We start from the raw sequence: 17,243 nt of genomic DNA, 5'->3' as shown, positions 1-17,243 counted from the left end.
GAGGACAACATCATGTCTCTCCGTTTTTCGACTTCCTTCCTGTCGGCTATGGCCGTCGTTTCGGGCATTGCTATCACTGCCCCTGCTCTTGCTGCTGACTTCGTAGCGCCTCCCGGATCAGGTCGCACCCAGCCGCGTTCGGAAGTTGGCACTCTTACTTGTGATATTTCCCCTGCAATCGGCGTCATTATCGGCAGCCAGCAGGACGTGGATTGTGTGTTCAGCCCTGTTCGCGGTCGCGGCCCGGTAGAGCGTTACACCGGCAACATCACAAAAATCGGCGTAGATATCGGCTTCATCAATGGCGGCACCGTTGCATGGGCTGTCTGGGCTCCAACCGTTCGCCCTGAAGGCGCGCTCAAGGGCCGCTATGTCGGCGCATCGGCAAATGCCTCAATCGGCATTGGCGCGGGCACCAACATCCTGACCGGCGGCTCGTGGAAGACAATTTCGCTGCAGCCAATTTCGGTTCAGGGCCAGAAAGGCCTCAACGCAGCTGTTGGCCTTTCCAAGCTCAAGCTGAATTACGCAGGCTAATCCGGCCTGATATAATCAAGAACCGCGCTTAATTTAAATTAAGCGCGGTTTTTTTATTTCATCAAAGTTTTCTGATCCAGATTTTGGTGTCGTGAACTGCCAGACCGCCATATGGCGCCGCGGGCTCCGCACCGATCAGTGTATTAATCCCCTCACCCCGCTCGAACGTGGAGTTCGGGAAAATACCTTCTGACACAACGACACCGCGCTTTTGACCAGCGCGCAACACCGCATGAAGCACCACTTCACCGCGATGATTGCCGATTTCAATCCGCTCACCATCTGCGATATCCAGTTGAGCCGCATCATCCGGGTGGATGAGAAGCTCTGGCCGGATTTCCTTCGTGAGAGATGTCGGTGTTTCCGCAAATGTCGAATTCAGGAAATTATGGGCAGGCGATGTGGCGAGACGGAATGGATGTTCGGCATCCACGGCCTCAATCACATTCCAATAGTCTGGAAACTCTGGAATGGAGTGATGTGGCCCTTGCAGGCCCATGACTTCCGGTGGTTTGTTTGGTGACGGGCTGCCGGTCCAGTCAGGACGGAAGCGGAACTTTCCATCCGGCCATTTAAAGCCATTGATGTAATGTGCTTCCTCAAATGGAGGCTGCAAATCGACAAAGCGCTTTTCCTTCAAGTCATCGAAATGCGGAAGGGCGCTGTTGGCATTCATGTTGTCGATCAACGTACGCTCATCGACGTTAAAGCCCGGCAGATGTGCGACGCCCAGACGTTCAGCCAACTCGTTGATAACAAAGATATTCGGGCGAGCATCTGCAAGAGGTTCGATCAACTTCGGCCCCAGCACCACATGCTGCTGTCCGCCGCCACGGTAAATATCGTCATGTTCAAGAAATGTGGTCGCTGGCAACAGTACATCGGCCATTTTGGCCGTATCAGTCATGAATTGCTCATGCACGGCAACAAACAGGTCTTCACGGGCAAAACCCTGACGCACCAGACGCTGTTCTGGCGTCACATTCATTGGATTGGTGTTCTGGATCAGCATCGCTGTTACGGGCGGGCCGCCATATAGCGCTTCGCTATCGCCGGTAAGAATACGTCCGATCTTCGACTGATCGAGGAAACGCAGGCTTTTATCCTGCATTGCGCTGCCTTCAATCTCGCGCTTATCCATCTTGAAGATGCCGGAATTGGAATGAAACGCGCCGCCGCCCTCGTGTAAAAACGCGCCCGTCACACAGGCAATCGATGCTGCGGCGTGCATATTCACAGCGCCATTCCGCTGGCGCGTAAAGCCGTAGCCAAGCCGGAAATAGGTGCGCTTGGTTTTACCCACCAGATGCGCAAAAGCTTCGATTTCCTCGACACTCAAGCCGGTGATTTCAGCCGCCCATTCCGGTGTGCGGGTCTCAAGATGAGCTTCCAGCGCTTTCGGATCGTCGGTGTAGCGATTGAGATAATCCCAGTCCGCAAGACCATCACGAAACAGGACATGCATGACAGCGCAGGCAAAAGCGCCATCCGTTCCGGGCTTAAGCACAATGCCCATATCCGCCTGTCGCACGGTCGCATTGGCGTAAATGTCGATGACAACGATCTTGGCGCCGCGATCTTTTCGTGCTCGCACCGCATGGGTCATCACATTGACCTGCGTGGCTGCGGCATTGGTCCCCCAGATGACCACCACATCCGCCTTTGCCATCTCACGCGGGTCTGGGCCTGTCAGGCTGCCGGTGCCAGCAAAATAGCCGGTCCACGCCATATTGGTGCAGAAACTGTCAAACTGGTTCGAATAGCGTTTGGCATAGCGCAGGCGATTGATGGAATCGCGCTGCACGAGCCCCATTGTACCAGCATAGTAATATGGCCAGACAGTTTCGCTGCCATAGGTCTGTTCGGCCTTGATGAAGCGTTCGGCGATCAGATCAAGCGCGGCTTCCCAGGATGCCTGCTTCCACTCGCCGTCACCCTTACGGCCAGCACGAATGAGCGGATGTTTCAGGCGATCCGGATGATGAACACGCTCGGCATAGCGGGCAACCTTGGCGCAGATTACACCAGCGGTATAGCTGTTGTCCTTCGCACCACGGACGCGGCCGATTGTACGCTCATCCAGCAGCTCGACATCAAGCGCACAGGTGGAAGGGCAATCATGCGGACAGGCAGAATGTCCGATTTTGATATTTGATCTGGGGGATGGCTGGTTCATAGCGCTTTTTAGCGCAAGCTAAGTTCCACAGAAACGAATTTCTGACGTGTTGAACCACCTGCGACGAAATAGATTTTCACGAAAGTCTCAAGGTAATGGCGCCGAGCACAATGAAGCCCGCAGCCAGAAAACGTGGCAGGCCCACTTTCTCTTTGAGAATAAGTGCTGAAATGAGAACACCAAACAGGATTGCCGTCTCTCTCAAAGCTGCGACGACCGCGATTGGAGCCATTGTCATTGCCCACAGTGCCAGGCCGTAAGAGGCCAAAGTGCCAATTCCGCCAATCAGCGACGGGCGCCATCGGTTACGAACATAATTGAGAAAACGATCCGGCTCACGATAAAGCGCCCAGCACCCGAGCGGAAAAGCGTTTATCAGAAACAGCCACAGCGTATAGGACAGCGTGTTACCCGATGCCCGTACGCCGACGCCATCAATGATGGTATAAGTTGCAATGAAACCTGCATTGGCAAGCGCAAGCAAAGCGGTTTTGCTCGATGTGCCGCCGTTACGACGTCGCGCTTCGAGCGCCATTGCAAGAACGCCGCTACAGATCAGGATAATGCCTACCCAGCCGCCCCAGCCAATGGCTTCACCAATCAAAGGTGCGCTGACAAGTGCCACCAGCAAAGGTGGCGTGCCGCGCATGATCGGATATGCTTCACTCATGTCGCCCGATTTATAGGCAGCTGCGACCAAAGACATGTAGAATATCTGCGTGATGGTCGAGAGGCCTATGAAAATCCAGCTCGATGGATGCGGCAGTGGCAAAAAAGGCAGGAAAAACAGTGAAATCAGACCAGCCGCACCGGTAATGCAGGCGGCTGCGAAAAATTTGTCACTGCCTCCTTTGACGATAGCATTCCAGCTTGCGTGGAAAAACGCGCCACAAAGGACAATCAGCAGTACGCTACCAGACATGGAAGACTCGACTCGGATGAGAGCAGATGATGACAGTTATATGTCACATTTGGTGAAGCAGGGATATTGCCGAAAGCGACGAGGCATGAAACAAGCGCGAACATGAATTATCGTCACGCCTATCACGCCGGGAATTTTGCGGATGTCGTCAAGCACGTCATCCTTTCCCGCATTGTTGAATATCTCAAGCGCAAGGATCAAGCCTTTCGCGTGATCGATACCCATGCAGGTATCGGCCTTTACGATCTGCGAGGCACCGAAGCTGGCAAAACCAGCGAATGGACGGGCGGGATCAGCCGTGTTTTCGATGCAGTCGAAAAAAGCGAAATCCCAGAAGCCGCTATTGAATTGTTGCAGCCTTATCTCGATGTGGTGCGCGCGGTGAACAATGGTAAAGAGCTGCGGCATTACCCCGGCTCGCCGCTTCTGACCCGTCATCTTTTGCGCAAACAGGATCGCTTGTCGGCACTGGAACTTCATCCGCAGGATGCCAAAAAGCTGACGAAGCTGTTTGACGGCGATTATCAGGCGCGCGTCATTGAGCTTGATGGCTGGCTTTCGCTCGGCGCACATATGCCGCCTAAGGAGAAACGCGGTCTGGTGCTGGTTGATCCGCCGTTTGAAATAGAAGGCGAATTTGATCGCCTCGTTGACGGGCTGGTTAAGGCTTACAAGCGTTTTCCCGGTGGTACTTATGCGCTCTGGTATCCGGTCAAGGACCGTAAAGAGACAGAACGGTTCTCAAAGCGCCTGCGTGAAACCGAAATTCCGAAGATCATGCGCATTGAACTTGCGATTCGCGCACCATCGCTTGAGCCGAGGCTTGATGGCACTGGAATGATTGTCGTCAATCCGCCCTATACACTGGAAAGTGAGATGCAAACCCTGCTTCCCTGCCTTACCAAGTTGCTTAGTGAAGAAAAGGGGAGCAATTTCAGCATTCAATGGATACGCAGCGAGACGGATCGCACTTGACCGCTGCCCGTTGCTGAAAGAAACTGCAACTCAGCCAATTTAATAAAACGAGCTCCACGCTCGAATTGTGAGACAGGATAGAGATATGCAACGCAAGTTGGATCGCATCGGACAGTTTTCTCGTGCAGCACTTCTGGCTGCATCGGTTCTTCCCCTGACGTTCGCTTCCCTGCCCGCAAATGCTGCAGATTATCTGACATCTGCACCGACAGCCGTTGGTGATGCCGGTCTTTGCAGTCAGCAGAGCATTCTGCGCAGCGTCGTTTCTGATTTCGGCTATCAGGTTCGCAACGTACCAAACCTTCCACAGGTTGGCATTTCTGCAATGAGCGATGTTCGCCTGACGCGCTATGAGCCAAAGAACAATCCAGCCCAGATCGATCGCACCTATTGCAAGGCAACGGCTGTTCTCAGCGATGGCCAGAATCGTTCGGTCTGGTACATGGTTGAAGAAGGTCAAGGCTTTGCAGGCGTCGGCAAGAATGTCGAGTTCTGCGTAGATGGCTTTGATCGCTGGGCCGTGTACGACGCAAAATGCCGCGTCCTACGTTGATAGGATAGGCAATGCTGCGCAAACTGGCGGCGATCTCAGCCGCCCTTCTTGCCACTTCCTTTGCAGCGCTACCCGCAGTGGCGCAAGACCGGGGCAACAGCAGCCCCGGTGAATTTGATTTCTATGTGCTGTCTCTTTCATGGTCGCCAAGCTATTGCGCTTCGGAAGGTCCGAGGGCAAACAGGCAGCAATGCGGGACCAATCGCCCTTTCGGTTTTGTCGTTCATGGGCTTTGGCCACAAAACGAATGGGGCTATCCGGCCAATTGTCAGTTCGACAATGCTCGAAGCCGTGGCAGTTTTGTTCCCCGACAAATCGTTTCAAGCGTTTCGGACATCATGCCGTCCACAGGGCTTGTCGCGCATCAATGGCGCAAGCATGGAAGCTGCTCCGGCCTTCCTCAGAACGAATATTTCGCAACCGTCCGTCAAGCCTATCAGCATGTGAACATCCCTCCGAGCCTTCGGAGCATGGCTGGAAACCGTCGTGTTGATCCGATGCTTGTTGAAAAAGCGTTTGTAACCGCCAATCCGGGAATGAAGCCGGACGGAATATCGGTCGCCTGCAATAGAAATTACCTTCAGGAAGTGCGCATCTGCATGACGAAAGACCTGAAGTTTCGTGCCTGCGAACAGGTCAACGCCAATGCATGTCGCAGCCGATCCGTTATGATGCCCGCGACAAGATAGTCCTAAACCTCAGGAATCGTGATGACTCAGATCCTTTATTCGCCCGCCTCGCCGTACAGCGCCAAGGTGCGTATGGCCGCAGCCCATGCAGGTATCCCGTTTGAAAGCGTGGTCGTTACCACCTCGGCAGAACCCGATAACCTCGTCAGCGCCAATCCATTGGGTAAAATCCCGACCTTGCTTACAGATGATGGCAAGTCCGTCTTCGATAGCCGCGCGATCATGCAATATTTGAACCGCGTATCGGGGAACAAGCTTTTTCCGCGCAATGCCGAAAAGCGTACGGATGCTGAGCGTTTTGAAGCGATTGCAGACGGTTTGGCTGACGTTCTGCTCGCCCATGTTTACGAGCGTCGTATGCGCCCGGAAGAAAAAGTGCATCAGCCATGGCTGGATCTGCAATGGCGTAAGGCCGAACGCGCACTCGATCTTCTAAATGAAGCTCCACCGCGCCTTGCTGGCAAGCTGCATGGCGGTCATCTGGCGGTGGCTGCCACCCTTGGTTATCTGGGGCTGCGCTTTGAAGGCAAATGGGAGCGCGGTCGTCCGAAGCTCAAGCGCTGGATGAAGCGATTTGAAGAGCTGCATCCAGAGCTTTCAAAACTTCTGCCACACGCCTAGACCGCCGCGACCCTATTGGGCGCACAAAGGTCGCTCTAACACTTTATGTTTACAGCACAATTTTACCTTAAACTGATTCAGTTTTAGGGAATTATGTTGCAGCGCTTTTCGCGTAAGATCGTTCACTCTCGTTCGCTGAATGCCATAGAAAATCAGGCAATAAAAAAACCGGGTAGTTTCCTACCCGGTTTTTTCGTTCAATTACGTAGTAATTAGAACTTGTAACCAACGCCGACGCGGATGTCGTGGGTGTCGAGCTTGTTGCGAACCGATTCGGTTCCGAGGTCGTAGGTCTTGTTACCGAACTGGGTGTAGCGGTATTCAACGCGACCAAGGATGTTGTCGGTCAGCTTAGCTTCGAGACCGGCACCAGCAGTCCAACCAACGCGGAACTTGCTTTCGTCTTCAACGCCGTTGTCGAGCTTAACCTGCGAGCCAGCAACACCTGCGGTGATGTAAGGCATAACTGGGTTCAGGTCGTAACCAAGACGGCCACGGAGCGAGCCTTCGAAGCCCTGCTTGGCTTCAAGACCATTCTTGGACTTCTTGGCCCAAGAGTAACCTGCGTCACCTTCAACACCGTATACGAACTGGTCCTGCTGGAAGTTCCAGCCAGCATATGCGCCAGCCTTCAGATCGTCAGGCTTGATTGCGCCGTCGGTGTTGGTCTTTACCTTGTTCCAGCCGTAGCCGAGGTACAGACCGGTGTAACCGCCAGCCCAGCTGTACTGTGGAGCCATCTCAACAGGAGCTGGAACAGGAGGCTGTTCCATGATGGCGTCAGCAGCGAAAGCAGTTGCAGAGAACGGCAGCAGCGCAGCCGAGGCGATTACGAGAGACTTAAGAGTGCGCATAGCATTCTCCTTGACTAAATTACCTTTAGCGCGGTCCCTTATCGGGTGAGCAGCAATTTCGGGAGTGAACCGCTCATGCCGCGCTGACAGGACTGACATATCGTCGGTAATTGCGGCACGATCTGCCCCCTTCTGTGGAGAGAACCTGACGAGAAGGTGGCAAAATTGCGATGTTGCATTCTCGCAACGCTCGTTTCAGGCGCTTATATAGGAAAATAGAGAACCACTATTTTGGGACAGAAAAAGTTGGGTCAAATCGAAACTACTGAATTTGCAAGGTTTTTGTCAGCAGTAATCGGCATCCCCCCTATTTTTAGCTGTCTTTTTTCCGGCAAAATGGCATGAATCGAAGCGATGAATCACGATAAGAAAGTGTTTACCCTGTTGGAAAATCCGGAAACCAACCTGCTTGCAAATTGCCCTGTTCTGGTGACGGGAGGCGCAAGACGCATAGGAAAAGCCATTGTCGAAGATCTGGCAGCACACGGCTTTCCGGTAGCTATCCATTGTAACCGCTCGGTTGCGGAAGGTCAGGCACTGGCGGCCAAAATCGTGGCTAACGGCGGAAAAGCCGGTGTTGTGCAGGCTGATCTGGCGAATGAAAATGATGTTCGTGGCTTGCTGCAACAGGCAGAAGCGCAATTGGGACCGATTCGTTTGCTGGTCAACAATGCTTCGTTGTTTGAAGACGATCGCATCGGTAATCTTGATATGCAGCTTTGGGATCGCCATTTTGCGATTCATCTGAAAACACCAGTGATCCTTGCTGAAGAATTGGCCAAGGCTCTGCCGGAAGGTAAAGACGGCCTCATTGTGAATGTCATCGACCAGCGTGTCTGGAAGCTGAACCCGCACTTCTTTTCATATACGTTGTCGAAGACAGCGCTCTGGAATGCGACGCGTACGCTTGCGCAGGCACTTGCACCACGTATTCGTGTCAATGCCATTGCTCCCGGCCCCACGCTGCCCAGCGAGCGTCAGGATATCAGTGACTTTGAGTTACAGGTGAGCCATCTGCCATTGCAGCGCGCACCTGATTTGTCCGAATTTGGACGCACTATTCGCTATTTCTGGGAAAGCCGTTCCGTAACTGGCCAGATGATTGCGCTTGATGGCGGTCAGCATCTGGCATGGGAAACGCCGGATATAGCAGGAATTAAAGAATGACTGGACCACGCAAACCCAATGATGATCCTATTTCACGCCTGCCATCGGATGATGAGCAGGATGTGGCGGGCATTATCATGGGCGATGCAGAGAACGATGACGACGATGATGCAATCGAGGAAACGCCTGCTGTTGCCTCGGCGACCGATTCCATTCAGTGGGATTCGTCAGATGGTCTGCCAGATACAAAAGGCTTAAGCGGCGCAGACATTATCAATGCTTTCGTCAAGCGTTTGCCAAATAATCCCGGCGTCTACCGCATGTTCAATAGCGATGGTGACGTGCTTTATGTCGGCAAAGCCCGCAGCCTCAAGAAACGCGTCTCCAACTATGCGCGCGGCATCGGACATTCCAATCGTATCACGCGTATGATCGGCGAAACGGCGACGATGGAATTCGTTGTTACGCGTACAGAGACCGAAGCGCTGCTGCTGGAAGCGAATCTTATCAAACGCTTGCGCCCACGCTTTAACGTTCTGCTGCGTGACGACAAATCGTTTCCTTATATTCTGCTTAGTGGCGGACATCGCGCGCCCGGCATTTTCAAGCATCGTGGTGCACGCTCGCGCAAAGGCGAGTATTTCGGCCCTTTTGCTTCTGCGGGTGCCGTTGGTCGCACGATCAATGCGCTTCAGCGCGCGTTCCTGCTGCGCACCTGCACGGATTCAGTTTTTGAAACGCGCACCCGCCCCTGCCTGCTTTATCAAATCAAGCGCTGTTCCGGCCCTTGTACGCATGAGGTCAGCGACGAGGATTATGCAGAGCTTGTCAGTGAGGCCAAGGCCTTCCTTTCCGGCAAGAGCCAGAGGGTGAAGGATCATCTGGCAGCGGCCATGCAGGCGGCGTCCGCCGATCTCGATTTTGAACACGCGGCGGTCTATCGTGATCGTCTTGCCGCACTTTCCCATGTGCAATCGCATCAGGGCATCAACCCGCAGACGGTTGAAGAAGCCGACGTTTTCGCAATCCATCAGGAAGGTGGCATGACCTGTATTCAGGTCTTCTTCTTCCGTACCGGTCAGAATTGGGGCAATCGCGCCTATTTACCGAAAGCCGACAGCTCGCTTGGAGCAGCGGAAGTTCTTGGCGCGTTCCTGTCGCAATTTTATGATGACAAGCCCTGCCCGAAGCTCGTTCTTCTTTCAGAAGAAGTCGAAGATCAGTCGCTTCTCGCTGAAGCACTTTCATCGCGCGCGGGACATCGCGTTCAGGTCAATGTTCCACAACGCGGCGAAAAGGTGGAGTTGGTCAACCACGCCCTGACCAATGCCCGCGAAGCGCTGGGACGTCGTCTGGCAGAAACATCCTCGCAGGCAAGACTGCTCAAAGGACTGGCCGAGGCATTCGGTTTGCCCAATGCGCCACGCCGTGTCGAAGTTTACGATAACTCGCATATCATGGGTACGAATGCAGTCGGCGGCATGATCGTTGCCGGCCCTGAAGGCTTCGTCAAGAATCAGTATCGCAAGTTCAATATTAAATCGACCGACATCACGCCCGGCGATGACTTTGGCATGATGCGCGAAGTGATCGAGCGCCGATTCTCGCGACTGGTTAAAGAACATGCTGCGCCGGAGCCAGTAATGGATGCGGAAAGCCCGGAAGCCATCAACGATGCTTTCCCTGCCTGGCCCGACCTTATTCTTATCGATGGCGGTCAGGGACAGGTTGGAGCCGTTCGCCAGATTTTGGGCGAACTTGGCATAAGCCATCTTGTGACAGCCATTGGCATTGCCAAGGGCGTTGACCGCGAAGCTGGGCGCGAACGTTTCTTTATCGAGGGCAAACCACCTTTCACACTGCCGCCACGCGATCCCGTTCTTTATTTCGTTCAGCGTATGCGCGACGAAGCGCACCGTTTTGCCATCGGCACACATCGCGCGCGTCGCAAGAAGGAAATGGTCGCCAATCCGCTGGATGAGATTTCGGGAATCGGTCCCTCAAGAAAGCGAGCACTTTTGCATCACTTCGGAACCGCGAAAGCCGTATCTCGTGCTGCAGTTGAAGATCTGATGCAGATTGATGGCATCTCTGAAGCCATGGCGAAGACCATTCACGATCATTTTCACGACCGTTGACGTAATTTTGTCCGGGTTTGGGCAGCTAATCTTCCACAGGCGTCATTACGTCCCGGTAGAACACGTCCGCAGGTGTTGATTTTCTTTGTCATCCCTGTTGATGTGCTCTCATAACGAATGCGGCGGTGCTATGCGGAAAAATCACACTCTCTCCTTGCCTAACATTCTGACTTACGGACGGATTATCGCCGTTCCGCTTGTCGTTTTGTGCTTCTTCGTGGAGGGACGTCTGCAATCCAGTGATACGTCTCGCTGGACAGCGCTTGCAATTTTCGCCATCGCCAGTATCACAGATTTCTTCGATGGTTATTTGGCTCGTATCTGGCAGCAGACATCAACGATCGGCCGTATGCTTGATCCGATTGCTGACAAACTTCTTGTTTCCGCTTGCCTGCTGTTGCTTGCAGCCGATGGAACAATTGCTGGATGGACGCTCTGGGCAGCCATCATCATTCTTTGCCGTGAAATTCTGGTATCTGGCCTGCGCGAGTATCTCGCTGAGCTGAAGGTTAGCGTTCCGGTTTCTCAGCTGGCAAAGTGGAAGACCACTGCACAGATGGTAGCACTTGCATTCCTTCTTGCTGGCCCCGCCGGGGACAAAGTCCTACCATATACGACTGAAATGGGCATTGGCCTGTTGTGGATTTCTGCGATCCTGACACTTTATACCGGTTGGGATTATTTCCGCGCTGGCCTCAAACACGTCATGGACTAAAACTATGCGCGTAAATCTCATCTATTTCGCCTGGGTGCGCGAGAAGATCGGCAAGGGAGAAGAGGTTATCGAACTTCCTTCCCAGACCATCAGTGTTGGGGAGCTGATTTCTCACCTCAAAAACCTCGGCGAAGAGTATGAAGCTGCTTTCGAGCATGAGACAGTCATTCGTGCGGCCATCAATCAGGAACATGCCGAACATGACGAACTCGTCAAAGACGGCAATGAAGTAGCGCTTTTCCCACCCATGACGGGTGGTTGAAATGTCCAGACAAGCGACATGCCCGCTTTTTGTGAGCGTGCGCTCCGAGGATTTCGATGTTGCTGAAGAAATCCGCAAGCTTGGCGAAGGTCGCAAGGATATTGGTGCGATCGTTACGTTTACCGGCCTTTGTCGTGATGAAGGCGGAAAACTTTCCGCGCTTGAACTGGAACACTATCCCGGCATGGCGGAAGCAGAGATTCGTCGTATTGTCGATGAAGCGATCAGTCGCTGGCCTTTATCGGGTATTTCTATCATCCATCGCTATGGTCTTGTTAAACCTGGCGAAAACATTGTCCTGGTCGTCACGGCATCAGCTCATCGTCAGGCCGCTTTTGAAGCCGCGTCATTCCTGATGGACTTCATGAAAACTGGAGCGCCGTTCTGGAAACGCGAGCATTTGATTGACGGCGGCACCGGCAGCTGGGTCGAATCAAAGGCTGAAGACGACCAAAGTCGAGAACGCTGGCAGAAGCACTGAACGCTTCTTCTTTTGGGCAAGTTGTCGCAGATGAAATTCTTTTTTACATTGGAAAGAATTTCGCTCGCGCTATTTAATGGCGAATTAACTATTTAAGCCACTAGAATATAGGGTATTTTGGATAGCGTGTTACCGCGCTGCCACAATTTTCACATGAAGCGGCGTTTATTGTCTGCCTCATGAATCTTGATGCCATTGAGCTTGGGCCAATGAACCAATCGACAGATTGTTCGCGCCGCTCAAAAGCACATGACAACAAATGCGGGGAACGGAAGTTTCGGATTTGGCGATGCTAAAAGGACTGACGAAAACTCTTTCAATCGTGGCAGCGCTCACTGCGGGTATTGGTGTGCTCGGCGGTGCTGCCATGTTTTTTACGACGTCCATGCCGACTGCCAGTATTGCCGCTGACAAAACAATCAGCGGTAAGGTTGTTTATCGCGAGCGCATCGCTCTCCCACCAGAAGCGCACCTTGTTGTGCAGCTCACCGATGTATCTCTTGCCGATGCGCCATCCAAGACCATCGGCGAAACGCGGATAGAAGCACCACAGGGATCGCCAATCCCTTTTGCAATCAATTTCGATACTGATGAGATCGAGCCGCAACACACCTATGCCCTTCAGGCGCGCATTGTTGCAGGTGATACGCTTTGGTTTGTAACCGACGAACGTTACACAGTTGACCCGAAAAATCCTCAGGAACCAATTGAACTTAAAGTCGTGATGGTTCGTAAAAGCGCGGATGAATCGGTTGCCATTGGTATTGAAGGCAAGGATTGGCTCGCAGAAGACATTCAAGGCGGCGGCGTAGTCGATACTGCCCAGACCACCCTTCTGGTTGATTCAAACGGCACTGTCAGCGGCTCGGGTGGCTGCAACCGCTTCATGAGCAAGGCGACGATCTCGGGCAGCAATATTTCATTCGCCGAGATCGGCTCCACCTATATGCAATGCCCGCCTGCCCTGATGAATCAGGAACGCAAATTCCTTGATGTGCTTGGCAAGACGCGTTCATATAAAATGGATTCTGGAAAACTCGTCCTGATCGATGAAGGTGGTGACGAGTTGGCAAGGCTTGCACAAAGCCTTTGATCGCCTCAATGCTTAAATAAAAAAGCCCGGTCGAGAGACCGGGCTTTTTCAATTCATCTATAAGCAATTAGCCAACGATTTCGGTGCCGGAGAACCAGTAAGCGATTTCTTCAGCAGCTGTTTCAGGAGCGTCCGAACCGTGAACCGAGTTTTCGCCGATCGACAGAGCGAATTCCTTGCGGATCGTACCAGCGTCTGCGTTTGCAGGGTTGGTTGCGCCCATGACTTCACGGTTTTTGGAAATTGCGTTTTCGCCTTCGAGAACCTGAACGATGGTTGGGCCGGAAGACATGAATTCAGTCAGTTCGCCAAAGAAAGGGCGTTCCTTGTGAACAGCGTAGAAGCCTTCAGCTTCACGCAGGCTCATCCATACGCGCTTGGAAGCGACAACGCGCAGACCAGCTTCTTCGAGCTTAGCGGTGATAGCACCGGTCAGGTTACGGCGGGTCGCATCAGGCTTGATCATGGAGAAGGTACGTTCGATTGCCATTATGACACCTTGTTTGATGGAAAATTTGAAAAGTGAGGCTCTATAGCGTTGATAGCCTCAATTGCCAAGGGGTAGCCCCTCAGCCTTGCCTCTTATCATCTTGAGACGGCAGAAAATTGACTGCATAGATGTGTAAATTCGATTCACATGCGGGGGAAAGATGGAACAGCACTTTCAAATGTTCGCCTATTATAATCGCTGGGCCAATGAACTGCTCTATTCCGCAGCGGCCGATCTGAGCGATGTCGATTACAGGCTCGACCTCGGCCTTTTCTTCGGCTCGATCCATCGTACTTTCAATCATCTTCTGGTGACGGATCGCATCTGGATGAAGCGCTTCACCGGCGAAGGTGATCACCCCAACCAGCTTGATGCCATCATAACCGACGATTTCATCAAGCTACGGGATATGAGGAAGGCAGAAGACGAACGTATCTGCAACTATGTTGAAAGCATGAATGCCGCACAGCTCGCAGGACGCTTCACCTATATGACGGCAACCAATGTGCGCACCATCAGCCAACGCGTCGCGCCAGCACTCGCTCATCTCTTTAATCATCAGACGCACCATCGCGGGCAAATTCATTCAGCACTCACGCGTTTGAGCGCGGATGCGCCGTCACTTGATCTCATTCAGTTTCAGCGCACTGAAGCAGGACGCCGCTTCGCCTGATATTGGTTCAGATGATACTTGCGGAAATTTCTCAAGCCGTGCAAAAGCCTTCTCACCATGCTTATTCTTGACGATATCTCTGTACGCATCGCCGGACGCCTTCTGATCGACCACGCCAGTGTCACACTGCCTGCGGGATCGAAGACGGGTTTTGTTGGCCGCAACGGCACTGGAAAATCCACGCTTTTCCGCGTGATTACCGGTGATATGGCTTCCGAGACCGGCAGCATTTCTCTGCCGAAGAACACACGCATTGGTCAGGTGGCTCAGGAAGCTCCCGGCACGGAAGATGCGCTGATAGAAATCGTCATGAAGGCGGATAAGGAACGAACAGCACTTCTCGAAGAAGCTGAAACAGCGACCGATCCGCATCGCATTGCCGAAATTCATACCCGACTGGCCGATATCAATGCGCATTCGGCGGAATCACGCGCGGGCGCGATCCTGTCCGGTCTCGGTTTCAACACAGAAGCACAACGCCGCCCTGCATCCGCTTTCTCGGGCGGCTGGCGTATGCGCGTGGCACTTGCAGCAGTGCTTTTTGCTGAGCCGGATTTGCTGTTGCTCGATGAACCGACCAACTATCTCGATCTTGAAGGCGTGTTGTGGCTTGTTGATTATGTGAAGCGCTATCCGCATACCGTCATCATCATCAGCCATGATCGCGATCTGCTGAATTCTGCTACGTCATCAATCATGCATCTTGATCAGAAGAAAATCAGCTTCTGGCGTGGCAACTATGATCAGTTCGAGCGGCAACGTCATGAAATGCTGGAGCTTCAGCAAAAAGCCCATGTGAAACAGGAAGCACATCGCAAACACATGGAAGCTTTTGTGGAACGCTTCCGTGCCAAGGCGTCGAAGGCCAGACAGGCGCAATCGCGTATGAAGGCGCTGGAAAAGCTGAAACCAATAGACCTTTACGTCGAAAGCAATGTGCAGCCGTTCCGCTTCCCTGACGCGGAAAAGAAAGCCGCCTCGCCAATCATCGCGCTTGACCATGCCGATGTCGGCTATGTGCCGGGTAAGCCTGTGTTGCGAAACGTCACGCTGCGCATCGACAATGATGATCGCATTGCGCTGCTCGGCTCCAACGGTAATGGTAAGTCGACGCTCGCCAAGCTGATTGCCGGTCGGTTGCAGCCCGAAAAAGGCAATCTCACGCTTTCGCCCAATCTGAAAGTTGCGTTCTTTGCCCAACATCAGATGGATGATCTGATACCGGAAGACAACGCGATCGAGCATGTGCGCAAGCTGATGCCGCTTGAACCTGAAGCCAAAGTTCGTGCACGCGTTGCCCAGATGGGGCTTTCGACTGAGAAAATGCTGACGCCCGCCAAGGATCTCTCAGGTGGTGAAAAGGCACGCCTGCTAATGGGCCTTGCGACTTTCCATGGCCCAAACCTGCTGATCCTCGACGAACCGACCAACCACCTTGATATTGATAGCCGCGAGGAACTGGTTCACGCTCTCAACGCCTACAACGGCGCCGTTATTCTGATCGCGCATGATCGTCACCTGATCGAAGCGACCATGGAGCGGCTATGGCTGGTGCGTGAGGGTCGCGTAAAAGCATTTGATGGCGATCTGGACGAATACCGCCAGATTGTTCTCGCCGATGCCAAGGGTGAACAGGCCTCAGAGCGCGAAGAAGGCCCGAAGGTCAACAAGGCGGAACAGCGTAAACTTGCCGCCCAGAAGCGCGAAACACTGGCGCCCCTGCTCAAAAAGATTAAAGAAACCGAGAGCTTGATGCAGAAACTGCAGAAACAGATTCACGGCTTCACATCGCAGCTGGAAGACCCCGCTCTTTATGAAAAGGAACCACAGAAAGCGATCCGGATCAATAAAGAGATGAGCGAAGCGAAATCAGCGCTTGCCGATGCGGAAGACAAATGGCTTGAAATGTCTTCCGAACATGAAGAGGCAATGGCTGATTAAACTTGCGGGCGGCGAATACGCGTCCGCATAAGCGCATAAACGCCGAGCACGCCAATGATGAGGCCAATCGTGGTGTAGGTCTCATCAGCTTCTTCAGCCCCTCGCCTAAGCACCAGTTCGACTTTGGAGAGTTGCAGGCCATCCGTATTGCCCTGCACGGCGCGGAAAGCATAAGTGCCGGATAAAACCGGATCAATATCGCCTGCACTCTGGCGCAACACGCTGCCATCCTGCGGGCGATCTGTGTTGATAGAGCTACTGGTCGAAGCGAAATCGAGACCTTGCGACAGAACGGGAACTCCATTCCGGCTCACGGCCAGCGTTACGGCCGAGCGGCGCTCGGCAGGCACATAGCCAGGCAGCGGCACTGCATCGAGGAAAATACGTACAGGCGCGTCGCTCGCCTCAAGCTTGATTTCCTGTGTGATGAAGCCACCCTGACGGCTTTCCAGAATTGGCCAACGGCCAATCTCGTCACCAGTGAAGTGACGCACATACCAGGGATAACCAAGGGCGAGACCAAAACCCGCAATAATCATCGCAACGAAAATTGCACGCATCAGGCTTTGCGCTCCCAACGACGATCTGGTGTCTGTTGCCAGTAGGTCAAATCGTGGTTCTCCGTCTTGAAGGCTTTCCACTGCGCGCGAGCATGTTCGAGCTGATCCTGATCATGCCCGTCAAACATGACAACAAGTCGCTCGTAGCCGCCCGCTTGTTCCAATGCAGCACCTTCCACGAGAAAGCGAACCGTTGCTCCGTTGGGATTGGCTTCCGAGGTTGTCAGTAGCACCGGCTGCTGTTCAGGGTGCGGTTCCTTGTCGGTGCCATGAGCCACGAAAGATGTGTCAGAGAATGTCCAAAGCAGACTATCGAGCGCATCCCGTCTTTCATCACTCACGGCCTGAATCGTCACACGCCAACCGCGCCCGAGGGAGCGTTCTACAAGCCCCGGCAGGGCTTCATCCAGTGTCGATTCTGTCAGGTGGTAAAAGAGAATTTCAGCCATGCGCTCT

Annotated in this window: 19 protein-coding genes; 13 read left to right on the top strand and 6 right to left on the bottom strand. The window is 53.3% G+C overall.

Annotation, left to right across the window (positions count from 1 at the left end; translation table 11 throughout):
• Positions 1 to 12: 12 nt before the first annotated feature.
• A complete protein-coding gene (locus KMS41_03375; GenBank protein ID QWK78299.1) occupies positions 13 to 537 on the top strand; it encodes a DUF992 domain-containing protein in 525 nt (174 codons plus the stop codon).
• A 61-nt stretch (positions 538 to 598) separates the two neighbouring features.
• Here KMS41_03375 and KMS41_03370 read toward each other — a convergent pair whose 3' ends face one another.
• A complete protein-coding gene (locus KMS41_03370; GenBank protein ID QWK78298.1) occupies positions 599 to 2,713 on the bottom strand; it encodes a molybdopterin oxidoreductase family protein in 2,115 nt (704 codons plus the stop codon).
• 76 nt (positions 2,714 to 2,789) lie between these two features.
• Complete coding sequence (locus KMS41_03365) at positions 2,790 to 3,635, bottom strand: DMT family transporter (protein ID QWK78297.1); 846 nt, start codon at positions 3,633 to 3,635, stop codon at positions 2,790 to 2,792.
• 102 nt (positions 3,636 to 3,737) lie between these two features.
• On the opposite strand from KMS41_03365, the gene KMS41_03360 reads away from it, so the two are divergent.
• From KMS41_03360 to KMS41_03345, 4 genes are all read left to right on the top strand, one after another.
• The gene (locus KMS41_03360) at positions 3,738 to 4,610 is read left to right on the top strand and encodes a 23S rRNA (adenine(2030)-N(6))-methyltransferase RlmJ (GenBank protein QWK78296.1); all 873 of its coding nucleotides are present in this window, start codon (positions 3,738 to 3,740) and stop codon (positions 4,608 to 4,610) included.
• 85 nt (positions 4,611 to 4,695) lie between these two features.
• On the top strand, positions 4,696 to 5,163 hold the full coding sequence (locus KMS41_03355) for a phage portal protein (protein ID QWK78295.1): 468 nt from the start codon (positions 4,696 to 4,698) through the stop codon (positions 5,161 to 5,163).
• A gap of 11 nt (positions 5,164 to 5,174) precedes the next feature.
• Positions 5,175 to 5,852, top strand: coding sequence for a ribonuclease T (locus tag KMS41_03350; protein ID QWK78294.1), 678 nt, complete (start codon positions 5,175 to 5,177; stop codon positions 5,850 to 5,852).
• A gap of 21 nt (positions 5,853 to 5,873) precedes the next feature.
• A complete protein-coding gene (locus KMS41_03345; protein ID QWK78293.1) occupies positions 5,874 to 6,473 on the top strand; it encodes a glutathione S-transferase in 600 nt (199 codons plus the stop codon).
• A gap of 212 nt (positions 6,474 to 6,685) precedes the next feature.
• On the opposite strand, the gene KMS41_03340 is transcribed toward KMS41_03345, so the two are convergent.
• Positions 6,686 to 7,327: a porin family protein gene (locus tag KMS41_03340; protein QWK78292.1), complete on the bottom strand. Its 642-nt coding sequence runs from the start codon at positions 7,325 to 7,327 to the stop codon at positions 6,686 to 6,688.
• Positions 7,328 to 7,681: 354 nt separating this feature from the next.
• Between KMS41_03340 and KMS41_03335 the strand changes: the two genes are divergently transcribed.
• The 6 genes from KMS41_03335 to KMS41_03310 all read left to right on the top strand — a co-directional run bounded on the left by KMS41_03335 (position 7,682) and on the right by KMS41_03310 (position 13,123).
• Entirely contained in the window at positions 7,682 to 8,494 is an 813-nt protein-coding gene (locus tag KMS41_03335) for an SDR family oxidoreductase (protein QWK78291.1), read from the top strand.
• Positions 8,491 to 10,572: an excinuclease ABC subunit UvrC gene (gene uvrC, locus KMS41_03330; GenBank protein ID QWK78290.1), complete on the top strand. Its 2,082-nt coding sequence runs from the start codon at positions 8,491 to 8,493 to the stop codon at positions 10,570 to 10,572. Before KMS41_03335 ends, uvrC begins: the two co-directional genes overlap by 4 nt.
• Before the next feature lie 130 nt (positions 10,573 to 10,702).
• Positions 10,703 to 11,287 (top strand): CDP-diacylglycerol--glycerol-3-phosphate 3-phosphatidyltransferase, encoded by a 585-nt coding sequence (gene pgsA, locus KMS41_03325; protein QWK78289.1) that lies wholly within the window; start codon positions 10,703 to 10,705, stop codon positions 11,285 to 11,287.
• A gap of 4 nt (positions 11,288 to 11,291) precedes the next feature.
• Positions 11,292 to 11,549 (top strand): molybdopterin converting factor subunit 1, encoded by a 258-nt coding sequence (gene moaD / locus KMS41_03320; GenBank protein ID QWK78288.1) that lies wholly within the window; start codon positions 11,292 to 11,294, stop codon positions 11,547 to 11,549.
• Between the two features lies 1 nt (position 11,550).
• Entirely contained in the window at positions 11,551 to 12,030 is a 480-nt protein-coding gene (locus tag KMS41_03315; protein QWK78287.1) for a molybdenum cofactor biosynthesis protein MoaE, read from the top strand.
• A gap of 289 nt (positions 12,031 to 12,319) precedes the next feature.
• Complete coding sequence (locus KMS41_03310; GenBank protein QWK78286.1) at positions 12,320 to 13,123, top strand: META domain-containing protein; 804 nt, start codon at positions 12,320 to 12,322, stop codon at positions 13,121 to 13,123.
• A gap of 67 nt (positions 13,124 to 13,190) precedes the next feature.
• Here KMS41_03310 and ndk read toward each other — a convergent pair whose 3' ends face one another.
• Positions 13,191 to 13,613 (bottom strand): nucleoside-diphosphate kinase, encoded by a 423-nt coding sequence (ndk, locus tag KMS41_03305; protein QWK78285.1) that lies wholly within the window; start codon positions 13,611 to 13,613, stop codon positions 13,191 to 13,193.
• A 160-nt stretch (positions 13,614 to 13,773) separates the two neighbouring features.
• On the opposite strand from ndk, the gene KMS41_03300 reads away from it, so the two are divergent.
• Complete coding sequence (locus KMS41_03300; protein QWK78284.1) at positions 13,774 to 14,286, top strand: DinB family protein; 513 nt, start codon at positions 13,774 to 13,776, stop codon at positions 14,284 to 14,286.
• Between the two features lie 57 nt (positions 14,287 to 14,343).
• The gene (locus tag KMS41_03295) at positions 14,344 to 16,227 is read left to right on the top strand and encodes an ATP-binding cassette domain-containing protein (protein ID QWK78283.1); all 1,884 of its coding nucleotides are present in this window, start codon (positions 14,344 to 14,346) and stop codon (positions 16,225 to 16,227) included.
• On the opposite strand, the gene KMS41_03290 is transcribed toward KMS41_03295, so the two are convergent.
• Both KMS41_03290 and KMS41_03285 read right to left on the bottom strand, forming a co-directional pair.
• A complete protein-coding gene (locus KMS41_03290) occupies positions 16,224 to 16,787 on the bottom strand; it encodes a hypothetical protein (protein ID QWK78282.1) in 564 nt (187 codons plus the stop codon). The two genes, KMS41_03295 and KMS41_03290, sit on opposite strands and share 4 nt — an antisense overlap.
• A complete protein-coding gene (locus tag KMS41_03285) occupies positions 16,787 to 17,236 on the bottom strand; it encodes a DNA polymerase III subunit chi (GenBank protein ID QWK78281.1) in 450 nt (149 codons plus the stop codon). Before KMS41_03285 ends, KMS41_03290 begins: the two co-directional genes overlap by 1 nt.
• Positions 17,237 to 17,243 lie beyond the last annotated feature (7 nt).

Origin of the sequence: Ochrobactrum sp. BTU1, from assembly GCA_018798825.1 — a bacterium.
In the GTDB taxonomy this organism is placed as follows: Bacteria; Pseudomonadota; Alphaproteobacteria; order Rhizobiales; family Rhizobiaceae; genus Brucella.
Note: the sequence above shows the minus strand (reverse complement) of the source record. Positions and strands in the feature narration are given on the sequence as shown.